The sequence below is a fragment of the Streptomyces niveus genome, from assembly GCF_001723055.1.
Classification (GTDB): Bacteria; Actinomycetota; Actinomycetes; order Streptomycetales; family Streptomycetaceae; genus Streptomyces; species Streptomyces niveus.
The window spans coordinates 1-535 of record NZ_MDCR01000586.1 but is presented as its reverse complement, the minus strand read 5'-3'; the positions used below and the strand labels follow the sequence as shown (position 1 = coordinate 535).

At 70.7% G+C, this 535-nt stretch carries 1 pseudogene; it reads left to right on the top strand.

What is annotated here, in order from left to right:
• Positions 1 to 340: 340 nt before the first annotated feature.
• Positions 341 to 535: pseudogene (locus BHU15_RS41005) on the top strand (polyprenyl diphosphate synthase); the annotation flags it as partial.

The following is a 535-nucleotide window of genomic DNA, read 5'->3' as shown; positions in this document are numbered from 1 at the left end:
TCGCTCTCTACGCCCACTTCCCCGGACAGATCATCCACCTCGAGCGAACCGACCTCGATCGCGGCAAAGGTCGACCACGCCCACTTCGGGGAGGACGCATGGACCACATCGTCTACCTCGACGCCTTCACGAGTCGGCCTTCCGCGCCGGCCGCCCGCGCGTGGACCGCGGGCTGTTGATCGCGGTCAGCGGAGAAGCCACCGATGCCGGAACGCGTAAATCGGACGTATGAGCCAAGGGTGACAGTCACCCGATTGGCCGGTCAGGACTCTTGCGCGCCGTCAGGCTCTTGGGAGGGAACGCGCCGGTGGGGCGTGGGTATGGGCGAGACGGGGTGGGCGTGACCGAGCGCGGTAGGGCCGACCGTGCCGGTCCGGGTGAGACGGGGCTGGGCGTGACCGACCACGGCGTCCCGCCCGCCCGGCCGGCCACGGAGGACCGGACGGGCGGGCAACAGTACGGCGACGAGCTGCGGCAGGACGACAGGCCGGTGCGTGCGGTGCCGCGGCACGTAGCCTGCGTGATGGACGGCAAC